Here is a 25,920-nt window from a genome sequence, read left to right on the forward strand (position 1 = left end):
GTCAAATAATGAATCATTGTGGTAGCAACAAAAAAGATTTATCGAGGAGAGATTTTATAAAAACAACTTCAGTCGGCATAGGGGCTGCTGCAATAGCAGGTCTCAATGCTGCCCCTGCAAAAGGTCAGGGTTACGAGAATAAGGTGAAGTGGGATAAAGAGACCGATGTGCTGATTGCGGGGAGCGGGTTTGCCGGGCTTGCATCTGCAATAACTGCCCATGATGCCGGTGCAAAGGTCATTATTCTGGAAAAGGCCCCTGAGGAGTATGAGGGCGGCAACAGCAAGGTATCGGGCAACATGTGGTGGACCCCTGAGGATGTGAATGAGGGAATAAAATATATTACTGCCCTATGTTACGGCCTCACAGACCAGAAAAGCATAAAGGCACTGGCACAGGGGATGTTTGAAAACAATGAATGGCTCAAAAAACTGGGGGTTGAACCCACGCCCCTGGGGATGTTTCAGCCGGAGTACCCGGAACTTCCTGGAGGCGAGACAGTAAGGACATGGGGTAATGGCAGGGGTGTTTTTGGAGGCGCCCTTTATCTGCCCGTCAGGAAACAGGTTAAAGACAGGGGTATACCTGTCATGTATCAGACAGCAGCAAAGGAGCTGATTAAAAACGAGAAGGGTGAAATCACTGGCATAAAGGCAGAGTCATCAGGAATGATAATCAACATTAAGGCAAAGCGCGGCGTTATCCTTGCCTGCGGCGGTTTTGAATTTGCACATGATATGCAGCAGCAGTTTCTTCCCGGATGGCCCATGTATGGCAGGGGCACCACATACAATACAGGTGATGGTATCAGAATGGCCCAGCAGGCAGGGGCAGACCTCTGGCATATGAACAACGCTTTGGCCGGGGTCGGCGCTATCCTGGTGGATGATGAGACGCTTGGAAAAGTCCCGGTTACAGTATCTATGTTCGGAACCCCCTATATACTTATAGACAGTCAGGGAAAACGCTTTATGAATGAATCTGTCCAGGGCCGCCATGGATTGGGTGAGAAGGAGCACCTTATCTTTTTTGATACCCTGAACACACAGAGCTTCACCCGCATACCATGTTATGCAATAATGGATTCAAGGGCGCTTAAAAGAGCTCTTGTGACCACCGGTATGAAATTCGGCTGGTATAACTGGTACTCAAAATACAAGTGGAGCCAGGATAACAGCGCTGAAGTAGAAAAAGGGTGGATTATTAAGGGAGATACACTGCAGGAGCTTTCAGGCAAACTCGGTATAAAATCCGAGGCACTTGAAAAGACCCTTTCAGCATACAATCAATTCTGCGACGCCGGTGTAGATACAGACTTTGACAGGCCGAAAATGGGGCTGACCAAAATTGATCAATCTCCTTATGTTGCGCTCAAGATATATCCTGTTATGTATAACACCCAGGGCGGGCCAAGACGTAATGCATCATGCCAGATTGTTGACCCGTTTGATACGCCCATACCGAGACTGTTTAGCGCTGGTGAACTGGGGTCATTCTGGGGCTGGATGTACAATGGTGGGGGGAATAATTCAGAGTGTCTCGCAACCGGCAGGATCGCGGGGGCAAATGCAGCAGCGCTTAAACCCTGGTAACTGAGGTAGTGTCCATCCAGAAAGAGATAAATTCTGGATGGGGCTTTCAGCAGTCAGCGATCAGCTGTCAGCTCATTCTTTGGTTTGAAAGTCTTTTGCTAAAAGCTGAACGCTAAGGGATGACCGTTTGAATCAAAAAACGACATTTTTTGGATGGACACTGGGTAAGACTTTAAAACACTGTTAATCCGGGATGGTTCACAGTCTGGGAATGCAGATGTATGAATAATCATGTGAGGATCTTTTATGAAAATACGCCGTAATTTTTTTATATTGCCGTCAGGTCTTCTTGTTATAACAACATTTCTCCTGTTTTTTATTACTCCTGCTGGCGCTGACAGTAACGCAAAGAAAAGTGATACCATAAGTATAGCGCCATACTTTATCCAGGCCACACCAGCCCCAAAGTCCCCTGATCCGGATGGCTTTATACAGCGCTGGCTTCTTCTGGAGCCGATCATTAAACCGAACAGGAGCAATACTGTATTTACAGACAGCTATGTGAGAGGGGCATTTTACAAGGAGTACTTTCCTAATCAGTTCACTGTGGTTCCGAAGGGAGAAGAAAGCGTTACAGTTGAAGGCCAGGAGCTTAAATGGCATGCACTTGATTCCACAAACTTCAATGTAAAACTCTTTCGGTTTGCATATGGCCTTGATAAGCCCCATTACGGGGTCATCTTCTGGGCGGTTACTGTCGTTAACAGCCCCAGGGAGATAAAGAATGTCCGCCTGGCTGTGGGTTCAAATTCCGCATCCATGTGGTGGCTTAATGGGAAGGAGGCTGTCATCCTGTCCGGTGACAGGCGCATGGTCATGGATGACAGTGTATCAAAGCGGGTTACACTTAATAAAGGTAAAAACATAATCCGGGGCGCTGTTATCAATGGCCCCGGTATGAGTGATTTCTGCGTGAGATTCATTGATGAAAATGGAGACCCTGTAAAAGACCTTACAAGTTTTTAATTATAGCGGAGATATTATGAAATCCCGAATTCTATCAGCAGTCTTTTCTTTACTATTTTTCCAGATCTTTTCCGGTTCAATATCAGCACAGGTGGGAGAACCCTATATTCACGATCCATCCACAATCACAGAGTGTGATGGAAAATACTATACCTTTGGTACAGGCAGCGGAGGCCTGATCTCTGAGGATGGATGGATATGGCGCAGGGGGGCAGTGCGTCCGGGCGGGGGTGTAGCACCTGATGTTATACGCATCAATGACCGCTATTATGTGACATATGCAAAAGGTGGAGGGGGGCTTTCAGGCGGTCACGCCAGCAATGTATATGTAATGTGGTCAAAGACCCTTGATCCGAACTCCCCTGACTTCGAATTCAGGGATGAAACAATAGTCGCATCATCTGATGGTGTTGAAGACTGTGACGCCATAGACTCCGCATTCCTTCTTGACCCCACTGACGGCAGGCTCTGGCTTACCTATGGGACATACTTCGGCTTTATCAGAATAATCGAGCTTGATCCAAAAACCGGAAAACGTATGCCAGGTAATGAGCCTGTTAATATTGCAATCGACTGCGAGGCAACAGCCATGATGTACCGTGACGGCTGGTATTATCTGCTGGGCACACACGGCACCTGCTGCGATGGGCCTAACTCCACATACAACATCCGTGTGGGGCGTTCAAAAAAGGTAACCGGTCCCTATGTGGATCATATGGGTGTACCAATGCTCAGGGGCGGAGGGAAGCTTGTTGCTGATGCCAGTGAGCCCTATGTTGGGCCTGGTCACTTTGGCCTTATAGACCTTGGTGATGGTGTTAATAAATTCTCCTGCCATTATGAGGCGGATCTTATGCGTAGCGGTCACAGTGTGCTGGCTATTCGTCCCCTTCTATGGAAAGATGGGTGGCCTGTTGAAGGTGAAAATTTGAAGGAGAGCACCTATGAGATACAATCCGAGCGAAGCGGCTATGCGCTTGAACTGGCTGTGGATTTTGTAAGGATGCCAGGCGGTATGCGTTTTTTTGGGGCTAAAACTGAAGAACCTGCTGCCCCGGTCCCTATCCAGAAACTTACAGATGTGGAAAAGGGGTGGCCGGATGGCAACATCGAAGTAAGGATGAGTGACTACATGTTCAGACCGCACCAGAAATGGACTGTTACACCTGTACCTGAGGCTGGTGGATATTTTGGCTCACCCTATTTCAAAATAACAATCGAAGGCACCAATAGAGCACTGGCAGCAACCGCAGAAAAAGAGGTTGTGACAGTCCCTGAATTTACAGGCGCACCTGAACAGCTCTGGCAGATTGACCAGTTGACTGATGGTACATATCGAATAATGCCAAAACTTGTACCCGGTTCAGATGAACAGGTGGCGCTCACAGCAGTGGGAAGGAGTATGCCGTCTCTTGTAAAATTCAACCCGGAGAGCTACATAGGACGCTGGTCTTTTAAAAAATCATGATAAAGGATACTCAAGGTCTGCAATAGATGGAAAATAAAACACTAAAAGAGGACTATTATAAAACAGAAAGGTTATTCGAAAGGGTGTATCGAATCAGCAGCCTTGAAGGAACATTTCTATTCCTTTTTCTGGGTGACAGGAAGGCGTTGCTGATGGATACGGCATATGGTTTTGGTAATCTTAAGAAAGCAGTCCGTAAAATTACCGATCTCCCCCTCATTATAGTTAACAGTCATGGTCATCTGGATCATGTCTGCGGAAATTTTCAGTTTGATGAGGATATTTATATCCATGCGAGCGACATAGAGCTATGCAAATCGCATAACTCTACTGAATCCCGCCAAAAAATAGTATTGGGCGCAAAAAGGCTTATGGACTTTTCAAGTGGAAAGACAAGAAATGCTCTTCCTGAGGATTTTTCAAAGGATCATTATATTCACCAGGGGCATGGTAAACTGGTTCCTCTCACACCTGACCATGTGTTTGATCTGGGAGGTGCGACAATAGCAATGCATGAACTACCGGGCCACACCAGAGGAAGCGTTGGGCTGGAATACCGTGAAGAGAGGGCATTATTTCCTTCAGATGCCATTAACCCATTGATGTTTTTGTTCCTGCCTGAGTCAACTGACCTTGCAACATATAAAAAAACCCTTGGAAAGGCCAACAGCCTCAACATAAACCATATAGTCTTTTCCCATAGTCCGGAGATTACCCCAAAATCAATACTTGAGGACTTTATAGATTGTGCAGAGCAGGTTGATTATGACAGGGGAGTCCCCTTTGAAGCAAAGGAATTCAGGGAGTTTGCGCCAAGGATTTGCACCCGCAGCGGATTTGGGCCGAATGATACAATGAAGCCCGGATTTGCAGCCATTATTATAGATCGATTAAGGTGTAATCATTAGATGCTTATTCAGTTATTAAACTAAATTGCAGGGAATATATATGGGAGGATGTTCGCATGAATTTTAAATCGTTTTTTGCGAGAAAATTGTATAGCAGAATTACAATTCCATTTGGGTTAATCTGTCTTATGCTGCTCTTTGTATTTCCTGTTAAAAACAGCCTTGCTGCAGATATAAAAACAAACCTTTCGCAATGTTCGGATATCGCAAAGCTCGCAGGGCATAACTTTGTAGTTGAAAAGGCGGAGATTGTTCCGGCAGGTCCAATCCCCGGACCGGGAGGCAATGGAGATAAGTTGCCTGAACACTGCCTTATCCAGGGTATGCTAAATCCCCGGACAGGTGTAAAAGGGCAGAAGTTTGGGATAGGTTTTGAATTGCGTATGCCTGCAAACTGGAACAAGCGGTTCTTTTTCCAGGGAGGAGGCGGGCTTGATGGTGTACTCTCCCCTGCTACAGGCAGTCATATGGGCGCAATAAAGCCCTCTGCCCTTGCCCGCGGTTTTGCAGTGGTTTCAACGGACGGGGGACATCGCAGCAGCATGCTCGATGGCACCTTTGGCCTGGATCAGCAGGCGCGTATTGATTACGGCTATAATGCACTGGACAAGGTCACGCTCAAGGCAAAGGAGCTGATAGAAAAGTATTATGGCGCTGCACCTACCTATTCTTATTTTGTAGGCTGTTCCAATGGCGGCAGGCAGGCACTGATGGCATCTCAGCGTTTTCCCCTTTATTTTGACGGGATTGTAGCTGGAGACCCTGCAATAAAATTCTCAGGCATAGCAATGGATCAGATATGGAACGTTCAGGTGGCAGCCCGGATTGCACCCAAAGATGACAATGGCCGGCCCATAATCTCAAAGGCATTTTCTGATGAAGACTTGCGACTCGTCGCGAACAACCTGCTTAATCGTTGTGATGCCCTGGATGGGCTGGCTGACGGTTTTATCAATGACTGGCAGGGCTGCGACTTTGACCCCGGAATCCTCACATGCAAATCGGTTAAAACAGGGACATGTCTTACGAAGGCACAGGTAGATGCATTAAGGGATATGTTTAACGGGCCGCGCACGAGTGATGGAAAATCCATATACGGCCCTTTCAACTATGATACCGGCATTGGAGGATCAGAATGGAGGGGCATGCATATCGGTTCTTCAGGCACCGGGAAATGGGATTCTGCTGACGCCACACTGGGATTAGTAAATTTAAGTTATCTTCAATTAACCCCTCCTGATCCTGATCTTGATCCCCTTGAGTTTGATTTTGACCGTGATGCTGTTCGGACTCGCCATACTGCTGCCAATACAGATGCTGACTCGACCTTTCTTTCGACCTTTGCAGACCATGGGAAGATGATCGTTTATAACGGACTTTCTGATCAGGGCATGGCATCAGGCGTTCTTTCCGCCTGGTACGATGAAGTAGTTAAAGTCAATGGCCCGGCTATCCGTGATTCTATAAGGCTCTTCTTTATCCCGGGCATGTGCCACTGCAGCGGGGGAAAAGCAACAGACCAGTTCAACATGCTTGACGCAATAACAGGCTGGGTGGAAAATGGTAAGGCGCCGGATCGAATCATTGCAACAGGCAAGGCATTTCCCGGTGTATCAAGGCCACTTTGCCCCTACCCTCTTGTTGCACGTTATAAGGATGGAGATGTAAACAGCGCAGACAGTTTTGTCTGTTCAAAGTAGCGGCAAAATTTAAGGAGAATTAGAACGTGGAAAAAAAAATACCCGGCCTGCTTGTACACACTTACGGTTTTTCACACCTGACCTTTTCATTGATGATGAGCTTTGCGCTTCAGTATTACACCATTTTTTTAACCGATGTGGCCCTGATTAAATTATCAATTATCCCTGTTATCTTTTTTATAACCCATGTTGTTGATGCCATTTCAATCCCTGTTTCGGGCGCCCTGATACAGAGCACCCAGTTTCGTTGGGGCCAGTACCGGTCATGGCTGCTGTTTATGCCTCTCGCAACCTCGGTTTTTTTTACACTTACATTTACAAATCTGCCGGTGATCTATGGAATTAAAATAGTCTATCTGAGCCTGGCATATATGATAGCCCATGTGAGTCTTAATTTTGCATATAATGCCCAGCTTGGCCTGATATCAGTAGTGGCGAAAAGTGTTAAAGACAGGATGCGGATGTCAGCCAGGAATGTACAGTATGGCATGTCCAGCCAGATTATCTACAGCTATTTTGTTTTAAGTATGTTTTATCGCTTCACTGAAAAAAGCGAATCATGGGGATACTTCTACACTGTTGGAATCCTGGCTGTTATTCAGGTATTCGGCTACTGGTTTCTTTTTTACCAGATAAAAGATTACGATAAATATAATCCGGCAAAAATCCTGTCAACCAGGATGTCTCTTAAAGAGATGGTGCAGCAGGTTATTGGAAATAAGCACCTTCGGACTTTAATGTCTGCGGATATTGTATCCTATCTGGGTATCTTCAGCCTCCAGACAGTTGCAGTGTACTATTTCAAATATGTAATAGAAAATGAACAGTATATGAAACCCTATTCTCTCTCACTCGCCATTGCAAGTTTTACCAGCACGCTGATTGGGCCGGCGGTATTAAGGGTATTAGGCAAGAAAAACACATACCTTTTTGCCTCAATCTGGGGAACAGCAGGCTATATAGTTCTGCGTCTTTTTGGCCTGTCAGGCCCATATGTTTATATTGCAATTATAGTTATATCGGCACTTGGCGCCGGAACCAACGGCCCTATACGCCAGGCAATGTATATGGATGCTGCTGAATATGGTTTTTATAAAACGGGTAAGGATGCGAGCGCCTTCATAATGTCGATGTTTACTCTGCCTATAAAAATTGCTATAGCAATTGCCGGGACTATTGTAACCGCGGGGCTGGATTTTATCGGTTTTGTCCCGAATACTGCACAAACCGAACAATTTATAAGTAACCTGATGAATCTCATATGCTATCTTCCGGCCGGTGCATGTCTTATGGCCTTTGTGATAATCTCTTTTTATTCACTTTCTGATAATAAAGTTACTGAGATTATGGAGATAAATGCGGTAAAAAGGGCCGAAGCCAGATAATTTTTTTTAATAGTACAAAGGAGATGATCTCATGAGAAAAAACACTAACCGAATCTTAACTTTAACATTAACCATTTTACTGGCTATTATTCTTACTCATCCTGCCTATACGCAGGATGCTGCGCCACAACCCAAACCCAAAATGGAGTTTAATCCATTCCAGATGGATTCACGCGCAAAGGAGATCGCCTATAACTTCAAGGATGCCAATAAAGAACTCAAATACTGCCTGTTTGTTTCATCAAAGGTAGATAAAGAGAAAAAGGCCCCTCTCATTGTTACGCTTCATGGTCTAGGCGCAGGCCCATCAATCATGATGAATAAACAGGCTGTTGACCTGGCAGAGGAAGGGGGCTACATCCTTGTGGCGCCCATGGGATATAATGAAAGGGGTTGGTACGGTGTACCTTTCAGCATCCCCGCGGGCAAGACTCCGCCAAAACCCGCCCCTTCAAATGAGGGTGCAACTGCCAAACCGGCACCAAAGCCCTCTCTGTTTTTTGATCCGAATGATCCGCCAAACCTGCATGAGTTGAGTGAAAAGGATGTAATGAATGTTCTGGATATGGTACGTAAAGAGTATAAAATTGATGAGAACCGGATTTACCTGATGGGCCATTCCATGGGCGGGGCCGGGACACTTTACCTTGGGAGCAAGTATGCGGATATCTGGGCTGCAATAGCGCCCATTGCCCCGGCAGCCTTTGGCATTGAGCCTGATATACTGGAAAAAATAAAAAGCATGCCGGTAATTTTTGTACACGGCGCTACTGATGAAGTAGTACCAATAGACATCTCCAGGAGATGGGTTGAAAAGGCAAAGTCATTGAACATGACATATGAATTCAAGGAAATGGAGGGTGTAACCCACGGGCCGGTTATAACCGCTGCACTTCCGGCTGTATATGAGTTTTTTGGTAAACACTCAAAATCGAAATAATCTATTTTTAAAGGTAATGTTTATGCAGGGTGTAATCAGTTATCATAATACCGCCTGCATAAACGGTCTCTTTTAACTATACAATCTACAGGATACAGGTATATAATCTTTTTTATTTTTTGAGTAATGTTACTCATTTTTTTGTTCACCTGTCTGAATAGGAGTAGCAAATGAAACACCGATTAATTTATACTATCTTAACAATTTTATTTTCATTCATGATTACATCTTCTCTAATCTACGCTGAAGAAGGAAAGATAGTAGTAATGAACCCGAGGGGCATCCAGCCTGAGATCCGCAAGATCCCCATGGCAAAACGGCCTGCAACACTGGACAACAAAACAGTTTATATTGTGGATACAAAATATCCCAACACAAAGCCCTTTGTTGAAGAACTCTATACTGCATTAAAAACAAAATACCCAAAAACCACATGGGTACTTAAGGAAAAGTTCGGCGGGTACATGGATGATGACCCTGCTTTATGGAAGGAGATCAAGGCAAAAGCCCAGGGGGCCATTGTACTTGTCGGGCATTGAAGCAGCTGCTCTCCGGCAGTTGTCGGTCATGCAGTAACCATTGAAAGAACAGGCGTGCCAGCAATCCCCATGATTACCAGCCGGTTTCAGGAGTTGGCATCCACTACAGCATTTAAAAAAGGCATACCAAACCTGCGTATAGTCTATACACCTCACCCCATAACAGACCGGCCTGCGGAATTATGCAGGGAATATATTGCGGGTAATAACCCTTTATCAAATAAACCCATGCTAGATGAGATATACTCAGGCCTTGTTACCCCCCTTTCAGCTATCGATGCCAAAGCTGGTTTTCTTGAGAGAGAGGCCAGGCCAAGGCTGTTTCCTGCGGATACAGCTGAAAACCTTATGGAGTTTTTCTACAATCAGGGTTACACAGATGGAAACCCGATCATCCTTCCAACTGAAGATAAGGTTAAGGAGATGCTCAGCGCAACAAGCCATCAGCCAGATGAATGGGTTGGCCAGATGAGGCCTTCTCCTCCTCATGAGGCATGGTACTATACAGTTGAGATGGTTGCAGTCAATGCGGTAATGGCAGGCGCTAAACCTGAATACTTCCCGGTTATTTTGGCAATAGCCTCTAAAGGCGCAACATCAATGATCAGCTCCACATCATCCTTTGCCAGGATGGTGGTGGTAAACGGCCCTGTTGTGAAAGAGATAGGCATGAATTCGGGGATAGGCGCTATGGGGCCTTTTAACAGGGCTAACTCAACAATAGGAAGAAGCTGGACACTTATCTCAAAAAATCTTGGAAATTCCGGAAAGCCGGGCGAGACATACCTGGGCAGCCAGGGGAACCAGCTTAATTTTAATAATATCTGTTTCCCGGAAAATGAAGAAGGACTTCCAAAAGGATGGGAACCGCTGCATGTACAGAAAGGGTTTGAAAAATCAGAGAGCGTTGTAAGCCTCTTCAGCGGATGGAGTTTAAATGACATAGCATGGTATTCACCCCTTCCCCAGCATGAGGTCATAAGGGGATGGCTTGAGCATTTCTTTTCTTTTGGCGTTACCCAGGCGACACTTATCCTTGACCCCATTGTTGCAGCCGATGTAGCCTCAAAGGGATATAATACCAAAACGGTCTTTGCAAAATACCTTGCAGAAAAAACAGGAACCCCTGGCTGGCTCTACTGGTCAGAAAACAGGGACAACCTTAAAAAGGCTCAGGATGGCATAGAACCCTTTGCCGGGTGGCTTAAAAGGGGAGAGGATGCAGTTGTGCCTGTTTCACGCTATATGGGCAGGAGAATGGGCGGGTCTGGCCTGCTTGCCACAACTGAAAACAATGAATCCATAACTTCCATACATATAGTGGTCACTGGCGGCGGGACAAATACCTTCTGGTCTGGCGGTGATTTTGGCTATATAGGAAGCTCATCAGTGGATTTCTGGAGATAGGAGGCAAAAATGAAAATCAAAATATCTACAATATTAGCTGTCTCTGTTTTATTGGGGCTGATAGTTGCGCCAGGGAGCGCCCTTGCACAGTTTAATTCATCAAAAAACCCTGCCCCCATTGGGTCGCCGGTAAAAGACATGGTTGAGCTGGGGTCTGTATATTCAAACATATATGACATTACCATCACGGTTCTTGAAACTGTGAGGGGTAATGGTGCGATGGTACTCCTTAAAAAGGCTGACTCAAATGTTAAACAACCATCCAAAGGATTTGAGTATATTCTTGCGAAGGTAAGGTTTGAGATGAAGGCAAGGGCTGTATCAGACAAATTAACCATTAACATAGGCGACTCACCTCTTCAGTGGATTGCCCTGACATCGGAGCTGCTCGAATACACCGGTATTTCAGTAACAGTACCTGATCCTGCATTAAAGGGCACTGTGAAACCCGGTGAAAAACTTGAAGGTTGGGTGGCATTTGCTGTAGATAAAAAAGACAAGGGGCCAATAATGGTGTTTGACCCTGATACTGGTGGCGCAACAGGCCGTGGAAAGACCGTGTTCTTTAAGCTCTTTAAGGATTGATAAATGCAGGGGCAGACCTGCTGGCCGCGCCAAAGCTTCTCCGGCCATCATAGCCTTAGGGAAGGTGGTTAGCGACGGCGGGCGTGTCTACCCTGATTCATGTTTTATTAATGTAGGGGCAACCCCCTGTGGTTGCCCTGGCTCATTTATATTAATGTAGAGGCGGACCGGCGTGTCCGCCCTGTTTTTTGATTTTCTCTTGTTCCCATGGTCCCCGTGGGAACATTATTTTTAACGCTCTGCGTTAACTTTCAAAGTTGATATCCCGTAATCTTGTCACATTGTAGTCTTTGAATATTGAGGGATAAGTCGGGGAATCCACCACGACAACTTCATTCCCACACATGTGGTAATCCAAACGCAGACGTCATTCCCTCGAAGGAGGGAATCCATTTTCATCTTCGTCGATTTCTCTACTTTGCCCAGTTTTCAACCTTTAATGATTTAATCCTTAGAAATTCTTTTTCATTATTTGTGACCAATATCAAATCCTTACTTAGAGCATGTGCAGCAATAAGCATATCAAGAGGGCCAATTATTTTACCCTGTGATTCAAGCTCAGTGCGAATTATTCCATAATATTTTGATGCAGCCTCGTCATATGGCAGGATTTCAAATGGGGTGAGAAATTCTTCAAGTCGTTGAGCATTCTGTTTTTTGTTATTGCTTTTTGCAACACCATAATTTAGTTCGGATACAGTGATAGTCGATATACCGATTTTCCCAACTTCTGTATTTTTAAATTTTTGAATTACTTTAAAGGGTTTTTGATTCATTAGATAAATACAGATATTGGTATCAATCAAATAGATCATTTAAACCATCCCTTTCCTGTTGAGAATGAGGTTGATTCCTGTCAGTCATAAATGGCTCATCATATTTTTTTAAATTTTCTTCCCAGTCATCCCATACTGATTTATCTTTAGGTATTATTAAAATTCCTTGAGAGACTTTTTTAATATATACCTCCTTCCCTTCGAATCGATAACTCTTGGGTAAACGCACTGCCTGACTTCGCCCGTTAATAAATAATTTTGCAGTATCCATTTTATCCTCCAAATCAGTGAGCTATACCACAAAGTATATACCACTGAATTTGAATGTCAAGAGCACAGAGAGCGGGGAGCAAAAATCAAGAGAAATTAGTATTGCAGATATCCAGGCAAAAAATCATTATACAATTGTAGGGGCAGACAAATGTGTCTGCCCTATTCCTTGATTTTGATGTAGAGACGGGTTCCTGTCCCGACATAGCCGTACGGCGACAGCGGATGAAACCCGTCTCTACTTGATTGGTATCCGGTACAAAATTCGGGTATAAATCCAAGCAGATTAAAATTTATTTTTTTCGGGCGGACACGCAGGTCCGCCCCTACGGATTCTGTTTCAGAGAAGCAATCTGCAGCTCCAGTTTCTTGAGCTCTCTCAAGACCCTGTTGGTATGCAGATGGAGGCCAAACCATATCTTGCTTACCCATATCCCACATATGCAGAATGCAGTGAGCCCTCCCCATTTTAACATGTCTGCGATAACAGGGGAGACACTGAAGAACCGGATAAGAGCAAATGCCGCAACTATCAGCAGCGCAATATTAACGATAGTAGCGAACCAGCTTATGAAGCCCAGGCTGCCCTTGTAAATCCCCAAAGCCTGTGCAGTATACTTTGGTTCTTCATTAAGCCGACCCAAAAAATCCTGATCTTCCTGTGTTAAGGTTTGATGAATGGCCTTATCCAGATTACTTGTCTCTTTATTACTCATGATCTTTTCCTCCTGTGTTCTCTTCGTTATTTTTAAAAAATGCCTTTAATTTGTTCCTCGCATGAAAGATCCTGGTTTTTACCGTGCCTGCGGGTATGTGAAGGGCGGTTGCTATTTCATTAACATTAAATCCCTCAATATAGAACAGCGCAAGTGCTGCCCTTTGTTCGCCAGGGAGCTGTTTCAGTGCCTTCTCCATATCCATCTTCAGACTCTCATCTGCCTCTCTCTCGCCTATTTGTTCATTATCGACTGTTTCATTTTGTCTGCTAGTTTTTCTTCTCCTGATCAGGTCATAACAGCGCCTGGAGACAATGGAATATGACCAGGCCGGAAACCGCGATACATCATTCAGTTTTCTAAGCCCGGCTATGATCTGGCTCCAGGCATCCTGTACCACATCCGCTGCACCTTCATGATGACCCAGGAACCTGCATGCATGGGCATAGTGGCGCGGCCACCAGCGCCTGGCCAGTTTATCAAGCGCCTGCCTGTCGCCATCCAGTGCCATTAGCACTAAAATATCGTTAAAGACCTGTTCTACTTTTCCTGACATGTCAGATAATTGTCCTTTTTAACCATACAGTCGTTTGAACGACTCAAATGGTTCAAATATTAAATGATATATTGCACCAAGTATACATTGGAGTAAATAAAACATCCTGTATTTTCACCACGGAGAGCATCCGCCTTCGCTGAAGCTATGGCGGGACAGGCGGAGAACACAGCAAAAAACAAGGGAAATTATACATAATTCAAAATTCAAGGTTCGAAAATAAAGTTTTTCATTTTTCCATCCTATGTATTCATACCCAGTCGTAATGAAGCATAGGCGCTAAAGTCCAATGTTTTTGAATTAAAATGCAACTTAAGCTCCTCTCCCTTGATGGGAGAGGTCGGGAGAGGGTGGAAAAAATAGGTAATAAAATGGTTTCGTTTATTAATCCTGGTTTCCCCCTCCCCCAGCCCCTCCCACAAGTGGAGGGAAGAGTTAAGGCTAGAGTTAAATAATCAAGAAAGATAATTTGACCCTTAATAAAAGATGGTTTAAAAAGGATGAAAAATTCGCATCTAAAGAATAAAGATATATTTTTCCGGATAACATAAAAATAGGCTTACGATAAGGAGGTCATGCATGAATCAGATACTCATAGGAAAAGGCGAGCAGCAGGTACACCTTTTATCAAAGTATGGTAACCGCCACGGGCTTATTGCAGGGGCCACAGGCACGGGTAAGACTATCTCTCTTCTTCTTCTTGCCGAAGGGTTTTCACGCATGGGTGTGCCTGTATTTATCTCTGATGTTAAAGGCGATGTAGCTGGCATTGCAGCGCCAGGCGCCATGAACGATAAGATACAGCAGAGGATCACCCAGATAGGCATTGAGGGGTATGTAAACGAACCATCCCCCTCTGTATTCTGGGATATTTATGGCAAATTGGGCCATCCTGTGCGTGTAACCATAAGTGAGATGGGGCCTGCCCTCTTAAGCCGGATACTTGAGCTGAACGATACCCAATCCGGAACCCTGGAGGTTGTCTTTAAGCTTGCAGATGAACAGGGGCTGCTTCTGCTTGACCTTAATGATTTCAGGGCCATCCTTGGCTTTATTTCCGAGAAGAGCAAGGAGGTGTCAGCGCAGTATGGCCTTGTGAGTAAACAGTCGATTGCAGCCATACAGCGTTCCCTGCTCGCCTTTGAGCGGGAAGGTGGCAACCAGATGTTCGGTGAGCCTGCACTTGATTTGACTGACATTATGCGGACTGATCTTTCGGGCAAAGGTATTATAAACATACTTGCCGCTGATCAGCTCATCCTGAAACCAAGGCTTTACTCCAGTTTTCTTTTGTGGCTTTTATCCGAGTTATTCGAGAATCTGCCAGAGGTGGGTGATCTTGATAAACCCAGGCTTGTATTTTTCTTTGATGAGGCGCACCTACTGTTTGATGATGCACCTACAATTCTCCGCCAGCGTGTGGAACAGGTTGTAAGGCTTATCCGCTCAAAGGGTGTTGGCATCTACTTCTGTTCACAGCTCCCTGATGACCTGCCGGGTGAGATACTTGGCCAGATGGGTAACCGCATTCAGCATGCGCTTCGCGCCTTTACACCACGCGACCAGAAGGCAGTGAAAACCGCAGCAGAGACCTTTGCAGTTAATCCCAAGCTGGATGTAGCCTCAGTAATATCAACACTTGGTGTGGGCGAGGCACTGGTATCTACCCTTCAGGAAAAAGGTGTACCCATGCCTGTAGAGAAAACAATCATATGTCCGCCACGATGCAGGATGGGGACTATAACACCTGATGAGCGGGCTGCAATACGCATGAGAAGCCCTATCGGGATGAAATATGATACCCCCCTGGATCGTGAATCAGCCTATGAGATACTGAATAGGCGGGCGCTTGAAAAGACCGAAAAATCAGAGATCAGAAAAAAAGAGGCCAAGTCGGAGAAACCGGCTGAGAAGGGGCAGGGGATGCTCGGCAATATCCTGTGGGGCACAGGCAGGCGGCAGGGCATGGTTGAAACAATGGCCAAACAGACCGTACGCACTGTAGGGAGCCAGCTAGGAAGGCAGATCGTGCGGGGCATACTTGGAGGGATATTCGGGGGAAAAGTGGGCAGGTAACTTGATTCAGCAGAAAATATTTATAAATGGAGATATCCACCTCAGGCATCATTACCGCAAAAGCGAATTGGATGTGAGCGGACCGGTGATAGATTCATAAAGTCAGACTGACCGAAATCCATTTCATTATTATCGGCCTGGAATGTCAGTCTGAAAATTCTTTATGAACGCATAAAAATCAAATTTAACAGGCGAACATCCTTATTTTACGGAACCTTGTATTCCAGACCATGACAGCCACCGCAATAATTTTCCGATTTTTTATGCTGATGATGGCACTTGTTGCAGTCAGGAATCTTTCCGTCATGGGGAGAGTAATGGGGATTTATCGGGAGCCCTTTTGTTGCTTCAAGCAGGGCCTGAGGATCATTATGACATGTCTGGCACATACTTGAGTCCACAATCGTTTTGGGCTCAGTGTTTTCATGACAATCTTTGCATGTCAACCCGTTGAGCTGATGCTTATGGCTCAAAGGCATTTTCGTGCTCAGGCTTAGCTGCCCTTTAGAATGACATGAATCACAACCCTTTCCGGTCATTTTAGCTGTATCAACATGCCCCTGGGGTAAAACATCCTTTTCCTTATGGCAGACTTTACAATCACCAGGTCCAGGTTTAGCAGGAGCCTTTACAGCTACAGCGTTATCCAGCTCCTTTACGCCGCAGGAAAGAAAAAACAACAGACACAGGCCGGTAAGACATAATATGGTGTATTTGTGCATTTATTTACCCTTTAATATTGATAATGTTGATTGTAATTTTGCTTACAGTACTCACCCAGTTAATTAAAAGCTCCTGATTCGTGAGCACTATAAAGGTGATGCCCCTTTGTGTCAATTCTAAAAACTGCCGGTTCAGAAACTGACCCTCTTCATGATTCATATCTTCAAATGTGACTTTATCCCATTCAACCGCTTCGGGGTTTTCTGACAACATTTACAGCGGTTACGATTATTTATTTTCGCCGGAAATATCATTACCAAGCTCCATTTTAGGCACCAATAACCAATTATTAGATGACCCGATCCATCTTTTCTGCTAGTATAACTCTTCTAATACTATAAGGGTAATTTACAAATGATTCGATATCTATTTATATTCATCTGGACTATCATCAGCACCATTACCCTGAGCCTTGTGGCCATATGTACTGCCTTTTTCTCCAGGAACGGAAATGGCCCCCATGAAATTGGCAGGCGGTGGGGAAAGTCTATACTATGGGTATCAGGCATCAGGATTCAGGTTAAAGGCATTGAAAACCTTGACCTATCAAAGCCCAGTGTTTTTATGTGCAATCACCAGAGCAATTTTGATATCCCCGTGCTCTTTTCTGCACTTCCTGCGCAGTTCAGGTGGATAGCCAAGGCAGAGCTTTTTAAAATACCCCTTTTCGGGCGTGCCATGCGAGGCGCTGGTTACATAAGCATAGAAAGAAAAGAGAGGAGAAAGGCCATACAGAGCCTGAGAGAGGCGGCTGAAAAGATTCGGTCAGGCGTCTCAGTAATGATATTTCCGGAGGGCACCCGAAGCCTGGATGGCAATATAGGCGAATTCAAAAAGGGGGGCTTTTTTCTTGCTTATGACGCGGGGGCGCAGATTGTTCCTATCGTGCTGAACGGGACATGGTCTATCATGTCAAAGGATTCATTAGCCATAAGACCTGGTAATGTAACCCTCTCCATACTTCCGTCTGTAAATGTTACTGATTATTCAAAGGCAGATAAATCAAGACTTATTGTGGATGTGAGAGAAAGAATAGTGAAAGAGTTTGAATCCAACAAAGCGCTCAAAGAAGGTAATCAATGACAAATAAAAACCCTCAGTACAGATTAATAATTGTCCTGTTATCTTTAATATTATTTACACCCATCTCAGGCTGCAAGGCGTCTGAAAATATCAAAATAGAAAAAAGCAGTATGGTGCTTGATGTATATCCACATGACAAAAATTCACAGACAGAGGGGCTTGAACTCCATAATGGTTTTATTTATGAAGGCACAGGCCCATGCAAGGATGGCCCCTCAAGCCTGCGGAAAATCGATCTTGAGACCGGCAAGATTCTTAAATACATCTCTCTCCCCCGCCCCATTTTTGGCGAGGGAATAACAATATTTAATAACAGGATCATACAGCTTACCTACAGGTCAAAAAAAGGTTATGTCTATGACCTTGAGAGCTTCAAGCAGATAAGAACATTCAGCTATGACACTGAGGGATGGGGTCTTACCAATGATGGTAAAAATCTGATCATGAGCGACGGGACATCCACCCTTCAGTTTCTGGACCCTGATACCTTTGAGGTGGTAAAAAGGGTGCAGGTGCATGATAAAAATGGTGAGGTGAGGGCGATTAATGAGCTTGAATATATTAAGGGGTATATCTATGCAAATATCTTTCTGACCTCTGATATAAAAAAGATTGACCCTGAAACAGGGACAGTAGTAGACACCTTTAGCCTTAGAAGCATACTTAAAGGCCATCACAAATTCAGGGTTGATGACCCTGCAAACGGTATCGCCTATGACGCAGAAAACGATACACTGCTTGTTACAGGCAAATACTGGCCCTGTATTTACAGGATAAGGCTTTCAAGCAATTAAAACCGGATCGGAAAGGAAACATATAATGATTGAAAACGGCTGGCATACCACCCAGATACGGGTCAGGTACAAGGATACTGACCGCATGGGTGTGGTATATTATGGCAATTATCTTACCTTCTTTGAGGTCGGAAGGGCCGAATACATGAGGGCAGTGGGCTACCCATATTCGGAACTGGAGGTCAAGGGATCAGCACTAGCGGTTATAGAGGCCTCTGCAAAATATATGGCAAATGTGGGTTATGATGAGGTGATCCATGTAAAGACCTGTATCGCTGAGATAGGAAGGGTAAGACTCAGGTTCAATTATGAGATTTATTCAGAGACCAATACACTTCTTGTAACAGGCTTTACTGTGCATGCGTGTATCAAAAATGATAAAAAACCGGTGCGAATACCGGATACGCTTATAAGTGCTGTAAAAAAAATTACAAATAATCAGAATTAGAATATTTTGACTGGAGAAAACAGTATATGAATTTCATGGAAAAGCTAAAAACAAGGTGGCGATCATCGAACTCGCTTCTATGTGTCGGTCTTGACCCTGATATAGAAAAGATACCGGATCATATAAGAGGCATAAATAACCCCGTATTTGAATTCAATAAGGGGGTAATTGACTCCACCCATGACCTTGTCTGCGCCTATAAACCCCAGATAGCCTATTACTCTGCATTCGGTTTAGAGGATGAGCTTACACTCACCATTGAACATGTTCATAACTACTACCCTGACATACCTGTTATACTTGATGCAAAAAGGGGAGATATCGGCGCAACTGCAAAGATGTATGCAATAGAGGCATTTGACAGGTACAGGGCAGATGCGGTTACTGTTAACCCCTACATGGGAGGCGATACCCTTGCCCCATTTATCGACAGGAAGGATAAGGGGGTTATAATACTCTGCAGGACATCAAATCCGGGTGCGATTGATCTTCAGGACATTGAGTCTGGTAATGAAAAGATATACAGTATAATAGCAAAACGCGCATCAAAGGAATGGAACTATAACAATAATATAATGCTTGTTGTGGGCGCAACATATCCTAACGAACTCGCCGAGATAAGGGCGATTGCAGGAGACATACCTTTACTTGTGCCAGGGATCGGCGCACAGGGAGGAGATGTGGAAAAGGCTGTAAAAAATGGCATTACCAATGATAAAACCGGAATGGTGATCAATTCATCACGCGGGATCATATTTGCCGGAAGCGGTAAAAACTATACAGATGCGGTACGTAAAGCGGCAATCACACTCCGTGATGAGATAAACCTATACAGATAATCATATTAACAGATGGAACATTTTAGAAAATAAATTGTCAAACCTGACGAATATAAAAACTGTCGATGCAGGCAGTGCTGAAAATGATAATGACCTTATAAATGCCTTTATTAAAGGGGATCATTCAGCCTTTGAAAAGTTGGTGCTCAAATATCAGGATCGTGTATTTAACCTGTGCTGTCGCCTGCTGGGAGATAGAGATGAGGCAGAAGACTCTGCCCAGGAGGTCTTTATTAAGGTATACAGGGCATTGAAAGGATTCAGGTTTAAATCCTCCTTTTATACCTGGCTCTATAGAATTGTTATCAACACCTGTAAAAACAGGATAAAATCTGTTGAATACAGGAGTATAAAATCAAGGGTCTCCATTGACAGCGACCAGGAAAACAGAGGCAATACAATCGTTGACATAGTTGACCAGAGGCCAATGCAGGATAAGACCCTTGAACAAAAGGAAAAGATGAAAAGGGTACAGGAGGCATTAAACAGCCTGCCGCCTGATCAAAAAACAGTTATTGTGCTCTGTGATATTGAGGGGCTCTCATATGATGAGATTGCAGGTATTACAAAAACCAGGCTGGGGACAGTAAAATCAAAGATTTCAAGGGCAAGGCTTGGCTTAAGAAACAAACTTGAGGGGATAATATAAAATGGAATGCGCAAAGATAAAATCTCTTCTATCAGAATATATGGATAAGGCATTTGATAATGATACTGTTAAAGAGGTCAAGGAGCACCTGCTTTCATGCAAGGATTGCAGCCGTGAATATTTCAAACTTAAATCCATTACAGAAGAGTTGAGCTCCATGGAAAGGTACAGGGCTCCTTCAAATCTCCTCAATAAAGTCAACATTGCTATCCAGAAGAGGCCCTGGTATTTAAGGCTCCCTGACTATATTCCGGGTTCAGGAGGATTCAGGTTACCAATGGAGTATGTAACCCTTGCTGCAACGGCTGTGCTTGTTGTTTTTATCTTTACCAGCATCTACATTGACAATGAAAAGGATAATATGATTGCAGGTTCAGGCGGCAACAGACAATTTTTAGGGTCAAATACCGGCCCCAGCGCTGTATCAGTTGAACCTTTAGAGCTTCAATTTATCCCTGTAAGCCGAAAGGGGTCTGGTACGGTTTCAGCAGATAATCTGTTTTCAGTTTCATCAGGCAAGCCATCCCGCGACTTGCAGCTCCCTGATATTCTTAAAATGATGGATATGGACTCCCCTATCCTGAAAAATCAAAAAATTATATCAAGCCTTAATGAGTTGATCACGAAAGCAGGAGGGGATATAGTATTAAAGGAGCATAAGGGTGCAGCCGAAAACATAGATGCAATTACAGTAAGCATCCCTAAAAAAAGTTATGATTCTTTTATACAGGGGGCAGAAGAGATAGGGAGATTTCACCCCCCCGCCCCTGCATTGACTGGCAAGAGCGCTGATCAGGTTCTTGTGCGCATAAGATTTAATGTCAATGAATAGGATTATTTTAAGGAACATTTATATAAGTCTTTATGTCTAAGGCACCAGTATCAAGATGATATTAACCTAGAAAAGGAGCATCAAATGAAAAATAGATATATAACACAATACATAAGTACATGCCTTAAAAGAAGTGTAATAGCCTCTGGCATTGCCATTCTGTTTACCATTTTTATTCTACCGGTCGGGACAAGTGTATCGGCTAAACCCGCTCCGGATAGCTTTTCCGGCCTGGTAAAGGAGGCCAGCCCATCTGTAGTCTATATCAGCACTAAGAAGACAATAAAGCAGAGGTTCCTCTCCCCATTCGGTCAGAACGACCCCTTAAGGGAGTTCTTTGAAAAATTCTATGGTGACCGTTTTCCAAGAGACAGGCCTCAAAGCGGACTTGGAACAGGCTTTATCATAGATAAAGAGGGTTATATACTTACCAATAATCATGTTGTTGAAATGGCTGACGAGATCAAGGTGACCCTTGAAGACAAAAGTGAATTTGAGGCAAAGATAGTTGGCCGTGACCCTGAGACTGACATTGCACTTATCAGGATAGAGGGTGCAAAAAATTTGAAGGCATTGAAACTGGGTGACTCTGACCTGATGGATGTAGGAGACTGGGTTGTAGCAATAGGAAACCCATACGGACTTGGAAACACGGTAACAGCAGGTATTGTAAGCGCAAAACACAGGAATAATGTGGGCATAGGCACATTTGATAATTTTTTACAGACAGATGCATCTATTAATCCCGGTAACAGCGGCGGCCCTTTGATTAATATTAATGGTGATGTTATAGGCATAAATTCAGCTATCTATTCACAGACAGGTGGAAGCGTTGGTATAGGTTTTGCCATCCCGATCAATATGGCAAAGGACCTGCTTCCCATGCTTAAAACAGGCAAGATAGTGAGAGGCTATCTTGGTGTAGGGGTGCAGGACATAACTCCTGATCTGAAGGAACAATTCAAACTTGAGAGCGAAAATGGCGCCCTTATTACGCAGATATATCCTGACGGCCCGTCTGAAAAGGCAGGACTGAAAAGAGATGATGTTATAATATCCTTCATGGGCAAGGAGATCAAAGACTCAAAAAGGCTACCCTATCTTGTCTCTGCAACCCCTGTCGGTACAGAGGCAGAGGTAGTTGTAATAAGAAAGGGAGAGAGAAAGACCTTCAGTGTAAAGCTGGGAGAGAGGCCGCCATCCGATGAGGAGGGAGTTGTAAAAGAGTCATCAAGCATGAACCTTGGGATGTCAATAGAGGCACTTACAGAAGAAAAGGCAAGAAGATATGGAATAGCTGACAGCGAAGGTATACTTGTGCTGGATGTTGAATATAACTCACCTGCCGCAGAGGCGGGTTTAAGGCAGGGCGACATCATACTGGAGGTTGACCGCATAAAGATAAAGACTGAGAATGATTTTGAGGCAAAACTCAAGTCATACAGACCTGGAGACAAATTGCTGCTTCTTGTAAAACGCGGGAAATCACAAATATATACAACTCTGAGGGTCTCGAAGGATAAACAATAACCTGATTAGAAAAACAAAAGCCCCTTTGCCTGTGCAATGGTAAAGGGGCTTTTTTTATGGGAAAAAATTATCTTACTGAAAGGCCCAGCTCCTTAAGCTGTGCGTCATCCACTCCTGAGGGTGCATTTGTCATAAGACAAGACGCGCTTGATGTCTTCGGGAAGGCAATAACCTCCCTTATGGAATCAGCCCCGGACATAATGGCAGCAAGCCTGTCAAACCCTATTGCCATTCCGCCATGCGGAGGTGCCCCGTATTTTAAGGCCTCAAGCAGGAAGCCGAACTTCATCTCAGCCTCTGCCTTTGAAATTCCGAGCAGATTAAATATCATCTCCTGCATCATGGTATCATGGATACGGATGCTCCCGCCCCCTATCTCAACCCCGTTCAATATCAGGTCATAGGCCCTTGCCCTTACCCTGCCCGGATCACTTTCCAGCGCTGACAGGTCTTCATGCAGAGGCGAAGTAAAGGGATGATGCATAGCCTGAAAACGCCCTTCCTCCTCATTATATTCCAGGAGCGGAAACTTTGTTACCCAGAGGAAGCTGAATTCATCCTTCCCTATAAGGTTTAATCTTGATGCAATATTGAGCCTTAGTGCGCTTAATGCCTGATTCACAATACTCTTTTTATCTGCCACAAGCAGAATAAGGTCGCCAGGCGCCGCATCAAATGCAGTTTCAACAGCCTTTTGTTCATGCTCCTTTAAAAATTTTGCAATGGGCGACTGCCACGGCCCGTCTGTTATCTTTATCCATGCTAACCCCTTTGCGCCGAAATCTGCGGCGTAGGCAGCAAGTTCATCTATAACCTTTCTGGAAAAGTCACTGGCTGCACCCTTTACATTGATACCCCTTACCACGCCGCCCCTTTCGACTGTCTCCTTGAATACTTTGAATTCACACTCTTTTACCATATCAGAGATATTTTTCAGCTCAAGGCCAAACCTTGTATCAGGCTTGTCATTACCGAATCTGTCAATAGCCTCGGCATATTCCATGCGGGGTATCGGGTTAACAATATCTATGTCAAGGATCTCCTTGAAAAGCCTCCTCACCATACCCTCAAATATTCCCATTACATCATCTTCATTCACAAATGACATCTCAAGATCCACCTGGGTAAATTCAGGCTGCCTGTCAGCGCGCAGGTCTTCATCCCTGAAACAACGCACGATCTGGTAATATTTTTCAAAACCTGCCACCATAAGAAGCTGCTTAAATAGCTGTGGCGACTGTGGGAGCGCAAAAAACATACCCTTGTTTATCCTGCTGGGCACAAGGTAATCCCTGGCCCCTTCAGGGGTGCTCTTTGTAAGTATTGGCGTTTCAACCTCTAGAAAACCCATTTTATTGAGATAATCTCTTATACTAACTGCCATAAGATGCCGTCTCTTGAAGTTCTGGAATATCTTTGGCCTCCTGAGTTCAAGATACCTGTACTTGAGCCTGAGTGTCTCTGATGCATCAACAGTGCCGTCTATCTGGAATGGCGGCACCTCTGTCCTGTTGAGTATCTTCAGTTCTGTTGCAACAAGCTCAATATCGCCTGTTGGCATGTTTTTGTTTTCCTGGCCCTTAAGCCTCTTTACAACCTTTCCCTTTACGGCTATGACCCATTCACTCCTTAAAATACGGGCCTTTTCATGGCATTCACTATTTTTCTGAGGGTCAAATACTATCTGGGTTATGCCATCCCTGTCTCGCAGATCAATAAAAATAAGGTTGCCCAGGTCACGTCTCACATTCACCCAGCCCATTAAAATGGCCTCTTTACCCTCATCCTCAGCCCTTAAGCCGCCACAGTCATGGCTCCTTTTCCAGTCATTAAGTGTATCTATGTTCATATATTCTTCCTGTTTCTATTTTAATATTTTTACCAGGTTCTGGATGAGATCAGTGATGGGAATCTCCTCCTGCGCCTTTGTTACCATGTCCCTTAACACCAACTTACCCTTTGAGAGCTCATCTTCACCGGCAATGAGTACCCTCTTTGCATTGAGTTTATCCGCCTTTTTCATCTGCGCCTTTAGCCCCTTTGCCTCATACTCCATTTCCACTGAAATATCTTTCTTGCGCAGGGTGTCGGCCCATATAAAACCCTTTCTAAACGCCTCGTCTCCCAGGGCAATGATAAAGAGATCAGGCACATCACTTAAAGGCTTTTTCTCCTCTTCAAGTAATGCTGCAAGCCTTTCAAAACCGATAGCAAACCCCATCCCCGAATGGGGAGGGCCATCGAGCTGGCTTATAAGGCCATCATACCTGCCACCGCCAGCCACTGCGCTCTGTGCGCCTAATCTATCGGTCTGTATCTCAAATGTGGTGCGTGAATAGTAATCAAGCCCTCTCACCAGAAGCTTATTAACAATATAGGTTATACCCAGCTCATCAAGGTGCCTCTTAACAGCCTCAAAATGGTTTTTGCACTCATCACATATGTTGTCCAGCATCACTGGCGCCCCTGTCATGGCCTCTTTGCATGAATCGATCTTGCAGTCAAAGACCCTTAATGGATTAAGCTCAGACCTCCTCTGACATTCGCCGCACAACTCTCCTGCCCTGTCAGATAGAAAGCCCTTTAACCTGTTTTTGAACTCACCCCGGCATGATGAACACCCCAGGGAATTTATGTTAAGCGTCACATCCGTTAACCCTACCCTCTCAAAGATACGGATTGCCATTGTAATCAGCTCTGCATCTGACCTGGGGCCCGGGTCGCCGAAGAGCTCGGCGTTAATCTGGTGAAACTGCCTGAATCTCCCCTTCTGTGGCCTCTCATGCCTGAACATAGGGCCTATGGAAAAGAGCTTCTGTACCGGATTTAACTGGTAAAGCCTGTGCTCTATGTATGCCCTTACAACCGATGCTGTTGCCTCTGGCCTTAAGGTCTGGTTCCTGCCCTTGCTGTCAGGAATGGTGTACATCTCCTTTGAAACGATATCTGTCTCCTCCCCTATTCCCCTGGTAAACAGCTCTGTCCACTCAAGGAGAGGTGTTCTTATCTCCTTAAAACCAAACACTCTGAAAACATCCCGTGCGTTCTTTTCTATCCATTGCCAGAGCGGTGTCTCGTGAGGCAAAATATCCTTGAAACCTTTTATTGTAGCGATACTCAAATTATATTCTCCTTAAT

25 protein-coding genes and 1 pseudogene are annotated in these 25,920 nt (G+C 44.7%); 18 read left to right on the forward strand and 8 right to left on the reverse strand.

Annotation, left to right across the window (positions count from 1 at the left end; genetic code table 11):
- The first annotated feature begins 8 nt into the window (after nt 1–8).
- The 10 genes and pseudogenes from GX654_01300 (at nt 9) to GX654_01345 (ending at nt 11,490) form a co-directional block, all read left to right on the forward strand.
- A complete protein-coding gene (locus tag GX654_01300) occupies nt 9–1,592 on the forward strand; it encodes an FAD-binding protein (GenBank protein NLD35486.1) in 1,584 nt (527 codons plus the stop codon).
- Between the two features lie 411 nt (nt 1,593–2,003).
- Nucleotides 2,004–2,558 (forward strand): annotated as a pseudogene (locus tag GX654_01305) (acetylxylan esterase).
- A 16-nt stretch (nt 2,559–2,574) separates the two neighbouring features.
- Nucleotides 2,575–4,026 carry a family 43 glycosylhydrolase gene (locus GX654_01310; protein ID NLD35487.1) on the forward strand — a complete coding sequence of 484 codons (1,452 nt, stop codon included), beginning with the start codon at nt 2,575–2,577 and terminating at the stop codon, nt 4,024–4,026.
- A 26-nt stretch (nt 4,027–4,052) separates the two neighbouring features.
- The gene (locus GX654_01315) at nt 4,053–4,934 is read left to right on the forward strand and encodes a hypothetical protein (protein NLD35488.1); all 882 of its coding nucleotides are present in this window, start codon (nt 4,053–4,055) and stop codon (nt 4,932–4,934) included.
- Between the two features lie 56 nt (nt 4,935–4,990).
- The gene (locus GX654_01320; GenBank protein ID NLD35489.1) at nt 4,991–6,634 is read left to right on the forward strand and encodes a tannase/feruloyl esterase family alpha/beta hydrolase; all 1,644 of its coding nucleotides are present in this window, start codon (nt 4,991–4,993) and stop codon (nt 6,632–6,634) included.
- Nucleotides 6,635–6,660: 26 nt separating this feature from the next.
- Nucleotides 6,661–8,019: a hypothetical protein gene (locus GX654_01325; GenBank protein ID NLD35490.1), complete on the forward strand. Its 1,359-nt coding sequence runs from the start codon at nt 6,661–6,663 to the stop codon at nt 8,017–8,019.
- 31 nt (nt 8,020–8,050) lie between these two features.
- Nucleotides 8,051–8,959: a prolyl oligopeptidase family serine peptidase gene (locus GX654_01330; protein ID NLD35491.1), complete on the forward strand. Its 909-nt coding sequence runs from the start codon at nt 8,051–8,053 to the stop codon at nt 8,957–8,959.
- A gap of 170 nt (nt 8,960–9,129) precedes the next feature.
- Nucleotides 9,130–9,498, forward strand: a complete 369-nt coding sequence (locus tag GX654_01335; protein NLD35492.1) for a hypothetical protein — start codon at nt 9,130–9,132, stop codon at nt 9,496–9,498.
- A 54-nt stretch (nt 9,499–9,552) separates the two neighbouring features.
- Entirely contained in the window at nt 9,553–10,905 is a 1,353-nt protein-coding gene (locus tag GX654_01340; protein ID NLD35493.1) for a hypothetical protein, read from the forward strand.
- 9 nt (nt 10,906–10,914) lie between these two features.
- Nucleotides 10,915–11,490 (forward strand): hypothetical protein, encoded by a 576-nt coding sequence (locus tag GX654_01345; GenBank protein NLD35494.1) that lies wholly within the window; start codon nt 10,915–10,917, stop codon nt 11,488–11,490.
- A gap of 413 nt (nt 11,491–11,903) precedes the next feature.
- Here GX654_01345 and GX654_01350 read toward each other — a convergent pair whose 3' ends face one another.
- The 4 genes from GX654_01350 to GX654_01365 all read right to left on the reverse strand — a co-directional run bounded on the left by GX654_01350 (nt 11,904) and on the right by GX654_01365 (nt 13,808).
- Nucleotides 11,904–12,305: a type II toxin-antitoxin system VapC family toxin gene (locus GX654_01350; protein NLD35495.1), complete on the reverse strand. Its 402-nt coding sequence runs from the start codon at nt 12,303–12,305 to the stop codon at nt 11,904–11,906.
- Nucleotides 12,289–12,537 (reverse strand): antitoxin, encoded by a 249-nt coding sequence (locus GX654_01355; GenBank protein NLD35496.1) that lies wholly within the window; start codon nt 12,535–12,537, stop codon nt 12,289–12,291. The genes GX654_01350 and GX654_01355 overlap by 17 nt, the downstream gene beginning before the upstream one ends.
- A gap of 325 nt (nt 12,538–12,862) precedes the next feature.
- On the reverse strand, nt 12,863–13,252 hold the full coding sequence (locus tag GX654_01360) for a hypothetical protein (protein NLD35497.1): 390 nt from the start codon (nt 13,250–13,252) through the stop codon (nt 12,863–12,865).
- Nucleotides 13,245–13,808, reverse strand: coding sequence for an RNA polymerase sigma factor (locus GX654_01365; GenBank protein NLD35498.1), 564 nt, complete (start codon nt 13,806–13,808; stop codon nt 13,245–13,247). The genes GX654_01360 and GX654_01365 overlap by 8 nt, the downstream gene beginning before the upstream one ends.
- A gap of 579 nt (nt 13,809–14,387) precedes the next feature.
- Between GX654_01365 and GX654_01370 the strand changes: the two genes are divergently transcribed.
- Nucleotides 14,388–15,884 carry a DUF853 family protein gene (locus GX654_01370; protein NLD35499.1) on the forward strand — a complete coding sequence of 499 codons (1,497 nt, stop codon included), beginning with the start codon at nt 14,388–14,390 and terminating at the stop codon, nt 15,882–15,884.
- Between the two features lie 206 nt (nt 15,885–16,090).
- Here the strand turns inward: GX654_01370 and GX654_01375 are convergent, their stop codons facing one another.
- Together GX654_01375 and GX654_01380 are read right to left on the reverse strand one after the other, a co-directional pair.
- Complete coding sequence (locus tag GX654_01375) at nt 16,091–16,606, reverse strand: cytochrome c3 family protein (GenBank protein ID NLD35500.1); 516 nt, start codon at nt 16,604–16,606, stop codon at nt 16,091–16,093.
- A 4-nt stretch (nt 16,607–16,610) separates the two neighbouring features.
- Nucleotides 16,611–16,820 carry a hypothetical protein gene (locus tag GX654_01380; protein NLD35501.1) on the reverse strand — a complete coding sequence of 70 codons (210 nt, stop codon included), beginning with the start codon at nt 16,818–16,820 and terminating at the stop codon, nt 16,611–16,613.
- A gap of 141 nt (nt 16,821–16,961) precedes the next feature.
- Between GX654_01380 and GX654_01385 the strand changes: the two genes are divergently transcribed.
- The 7 genes from GX654_01385 (at nt 16,962) to GX654_01415 (ending at nt 22,782) form a co-directional block, all read left to right on the forward strand.
- Entirely contained in the window at nt 16,962–17,690 is a 729-nt protein-coding gene (locus tag GX654_01385; GenBank protein ID NLD35502.1) for a 1-acyl-sn-glycerol-3-phosphate acyltransferase, read from the forward strand.
- On the forward strand, nt 17,687–18,484 hold the full coding sequence (locus GX654_01390) for a glutaminyl-peptide cyclotransferase (GenBank protein ID NLD35503.1): 798 nt from the start codon (nt 17,687–17,689) through the stop codon (nt 18,482–18,484). Before GX654_01385 ends, GX654_01390 begins: the two co-directional genes overlap by 4 nt.
- 25 nt (nt 18,485–18,509) lie before the next feature.
- On the forward strand, nt 18,510–18,932 hold the full coding sequence (locus GX654_01395; GenBank protein NLD35504.1) for an acyl-CoA thioesterase: 423 nt from the start codon (nt 18,510–18,512) through the stop codon (nt 18,930–18,932).
- Between the two features lie 26 nt (nt 18,933–18,958).
- Nucleotides 18,959–19,771 (forward strand): orotidine-5'-phosphate decarboxylase, encoded by an 813-nt coding sequence (pyrF, locus tag GX654_01400; GenBank protein NLD35505.1) that lies wholly within the window; start codon nt 18,959–18,961, stop codon nt 19,769–19,771.
- Nucleotides 19,772–19,805: 34 nt separating this feature from the next.
- The gene (locus tag GX654_01405) at nt 19,806–20,420 is read left to right on the forward strand and encodes a sigma-70 family RNA polymerase sigma factor (protein NLD35506.1); all 615 of its coding nucleotides are present in this window, start codon (nt 19,806–19,808) and stop codon (nt 20,418–20,420) included.
- Nucleotide 20,421: 1 nt separating this feature from the next.
- Complete coding sequence (locus GX654_01410) at nt 20,422–21,252, forward strand: zf-HC2 domain-containing protein (GenBank protein NLD35507.1); 831 nt, start codon at nt 20,422–20,424, stop codon at nt 21,250–21,252.
- An 84-nt stretch (nt 21,253–21,336) separates the two neighbouring features.
- Nucleotides 21,337–22,782, forward strand: a complete 1,446-nt coding sequence (locus GX654_01415; GenBank protein NLD35508.1) for a DegQ family serine endoprotease — start codon at nt 21,337–21,339, stop codon at nt 22,780–22,782.
- A gap of 67 nt (nt 22,783–22,849) precedes the next feature.
- Here GX654_01415 and aspS read toward each other — a convergent pair whose 3' ends face one another.
- Together aspS and GX654_01425 are read right to left on the reverse strand one after the other, a co-directional pair.
- Nucleotides 22,850–24,631, reverse strand: coding sequence for an aspartate--tRNA ligase (gene aspS, locus GX654_01420; GenBank protein NLD35509.1), 1,782 nt, complete (start codon nt 24,629–24,631; stop codon nt 22,850–22,852).
- A gap of 15 nt (nt 24,632–24,646) precedes the next feature.
- Nucleotides 24,647–25,903, reverse strand: coding sequence for a histidine--tRNA ligase (locus tag GX654_01425; GenBank protein ID NLD35510.1), 1,257 nt, complete (start codon nt 25,901–25,903; stop codon nt 24,647–24,649).
- Nucleotides 25,904–25,920: the final 17 nt, after the last annotated feature.

This window comes from Desulfatiglans sp., from assembly GCA_012513605.1.
In the GTDB taxonomy this organism is placed as follows: Bacteria; Desulfobacterota; DSM-4660; order Desulfatiglandales; family HGW-15; genus JAAZBV01.

Coding starts and splice junctions, on each gene's coding strand:
- GX654_01350 (NLD35495.1), bottom strand. CDS start 12,305: ATGATCTATTTGATTGATACCAATATCTGTATTTATCTAATGAATCAA.
- GX654_01355 (NLD35496.1), bottom strand. CDS start 12,537: ATGGATACTGCAAAATTATTTATTAACGGGCGAAGTCAGGCAGTGCGT.
- GX654_01310 (NLD35487.1), top strand. CDS start 2,575: ATGAAATCCCGAATTCTATCAGCAGTCTTTTCTTTACTATTTTTCCAG.
- GX654_01410 (NLD35507.1), top strand. CDS start 20,422: ATGGAATGCGCAAAGATAAAATCTCTTCTATCAGAATATATGGATAAG.
- aspS (NLD35509.1), bottom strand. CDS start 24,631: ATGAACATAGATACACTTAATGACTGGAAAAGGAGCCATGACTGTGGC.
- GX654_01395 (NLD35504.1), top strand. CDS start 18,510: ATGATTGAAAACGGCTGGCATACCACCCAGATACGGGTCAGGTACAAG.
- GX654_01415 (NLD35508.1), top strand. CDS start 21,337: ATGAAAAATAGATATATAACACAATACATAAGTACATGCCTTAAAAGA.
- GX654_01375 (NLD35500.1), bottom strand. CDS start 16,606: ATGCACAAATACACCATATTATGTCTTACCGGCCTGTGTCTGTTGTTT.
- GX654_01385 (NLD35502.1), top strand. CDS start 16,962: ATGATTCGATATCTATTTATATTCATCTGGACTATCATCAGCACCATT.
- GX654_01370 (NLD35499.1), top strand. CDS start 14,388: ATGAATCAGATACTCATAGGAAAAGGCGAGCAGCAGGTACACCTTTTA.
- GX654_01345 (NLD35494.1), top strand. CDS start 10,915: ATGAAAATCAAAATATCTACAATATTAGCTGTCTCTGTTTTATTGGGG.
- GX654_01380 (NLD35501.1), bottom strand. CDS start 16,820: ATGTTGTCAGAAAACCCCGAAGCGGTTGAATGGGATAAAGTCACATTT.
- GX654_01300 (NLD35486.1), top strand. CDS start 9: ATGAATCATTGTGGTAGCAACAAAAAAGATTTATCGAGGAGAGATTTT.
- GX654_01315 (NLD35488.1), top strand. CDS start 4,053: ATGGAAAATAAAACACTAAAAGAGGACTATTATAAAACAGAAAGGTTA.
- GX654_01390 (NLD35503.1), top strand. CDS start 17,687: ATGACAAATAAAAACCCTCAGTACAGATTAATAATTGTCCTGTTATCT.
- GX654_01335 (NLD35492.1), top strand. CDS start 9,130: ATGAAACACCGATTAATTTATACTATCTTAACAATTTTATTTTCATTC.
- GX654_01360 (NLD35497.1), bottom strand. CDS start 13,252: ATGAGTAATAAAGAGACAAGTAATCTGGATAAGGCCATTCATCAAACC.
- GX654_01365 (NLD35498.1), bottom strand. CDS start 13,808: ATGTCAGGAAAAGTAGAACAGGTCTTTAACGATATTTTAGTGCTAATG.
- GX654_01330 (NLD35491.1), top strand. CDS start 8,051: ATGAGAAAAAACACTAACCGAATCTTAACTTTAACATTAACCATTTTA.
- pyrF (NLD35505.1), top strand. CDS start 18,959: ATGAATTTCATGGAAAAGCTAAAAACAAGGTGGCGATCATCGAACTCG.
- GX654_01320 (NLD35489.1), top strand. CDS start 4,991: ATGAATTTTAAATCGTTTTTTGCGAGAAAATTGTATAGCAGAATTACA.